The following is a 1,702-nucleotide window of genomic DNA, read 5'->3' as shown; positions in this document are numbered from 1 at the left end:
CCCCGGGCCCGCCGACGCCGCGACCGACCCCGTCACCGCCCCCGAGCAGGCCCTGACCTGGGGCTTCGGCGCGATCCTGGCCGCCGAGCAGCCCGCCCTCCACGGCGGCCTGATCGACCTGCCCGCCGAGCCCGACCGGCACACCTGGCAGCAGGCCGCCGCCCTGATCACCGACCGCTCGCCCGAGCGGGAGAGCGAACTCGCGCTGCGCCCGGCCGGCGCCTTCGCCCGCCGGCTGGCCCCCGCCGCGCCGTCCGCCCCGGCGGACCGGCCCTGGGAGCCGCGCGGCACCACCCTCATCACCGGTGGCACCGGCGCGCTCGGCGGCCATGTCGCCCGCTGGCTGGCCGCGCGCGGTGCCGAGCACCTGCTGCTGGTCGGCCGGCGCGGCGCCGAGGCGCCCGGGGCCGCCGTCCTGGAGGCCGAACTCGCCGCCCTCGGTACCCGGGTGAGCTTCGCCGCGGCCGACGTCGCCGACCGCGAGCAGCTCGCCGCCGTCCTCGCCGGGATCCCCGCCGAACTGCCGCTCAACGCGGTCGTCCACACCGCCGCCGCCCTGCACGACGGCCTGCTCCCCACCCTCGGCGCCGACCGGCTCGCCGCCGCCCTGCGCGCCAAGGCGGGCGCCGCCCGGCTGCTGCACGAGCTCACCGCGGACCTGCCGCTGACCGCGTTCGTGCTGTTCTCCTCGCTCGCGGGCGTCGCCGGCATCCCCGGCCAGGCCAACTACGCACCCGGCAACGCCTACTTGGACGCCCTCGCCGCCGAGCGCCGGGCCGCCGGACTGCCCGCCACCTCGATCGCCTGGGGCCACTGGGCGGGCGCGGGCATCGCCGCCGACGGCGCCGAGCGGCAGCTGCTCCGGCACGGGCTCGCCTCGCTGCCGCCCACGCAGGCCGTCGAACTGCTCGGCGCCGCGCTGGACCAGAGCGAGAGCCACCTGGTCGTCGCCGATGTCGACTGGGCGGCCCTGTTCCGGGGCCGGGACCAGCGCCTGGTGGTCGAACTGCTGCCCCGCGAGGGCGCGGCCGGTCCGGCCCACCAGGGCGCCGCCGCCGAGGCCGACCTGGTCGCCCGGCTCGGTGCGCTGCCCGCCGCCGAGCGCCGCCGCAGCCTGCTCGGCGTCGTCCGGGCCGAGGCCGCCGCCGTGCAGCGGCACCGCTCGGCGGACGCCGTCGACCCGGCCAGGGCCTTCCAGCAGCAGGGCTTCGACTCGCTGACGGCCGTGGAGTTCCGCAACCGCCTCGGCGCGGTCACCGGCCGCCGGCTGCCCGCGACCGCCGTCTTCGACCACCCCACGCCAGCCGCGCTCGCGGACTGGCTGGCGGACGAACTGTGGGGCGCGGCCGACGCCGACCCGCAGGGCGACCGGACGGCCGCCCAGGCCCCCGGCGCGGCCGTCGGGACCGATCCGATCGTCATCGTCGGCATGGCCTGCCGCTACCCCGGCGGGGTCGCCTCGCCGGAGGACCTCTGGCGGCTGGTGGCCGACGGCGTCGACGCGCTCACCGAGTTCCCGGCCGACCGGGGCTGGGACCTCGACTCCCTGTACTCGCCCGACGACCGCGACCGGCCCGGCACCTCCTACTCCCGGCACGGCGGATTCCTCGACGGCATCGGCGAGTTCGACGCCGAGTTCTTCGGCATCCCGCCGCGCGAGGCCCCCGCGATCGACCCCCAGCAGCGGCTGCTGCCCTGGCGA

The 1,702-nt window shown here is 79.0% G+C and carries 1 protein-coding gene; it reads left to right on the top strand.

What is annotated here, in order from left to right; genetic code table 11:
- On the top strand, positions 1 to 1,702 hold a 1,702-nt coding region (locus VR45_RS41400), incomplete at both ends, for a beta-ketoacyl reductase (RefSeq protein WP_045945148.1).

This window comes from Streptomyces sp. NRRL S-495, assembly GCF_000966955.1.
GTDB classification, from domain to species: domain Bacteria; phylum Actinomycetota; class Actinomycetes; order Streptomycetales; family Streptomycetaceae; genus Kitasatospora; species Kitasatospora purpeofusca.
The sequence above is the reverse complement of the archived record's forward strand: the minus strand, read 5'-3'. Positions and strand labels throughout refer to the sequence as shown.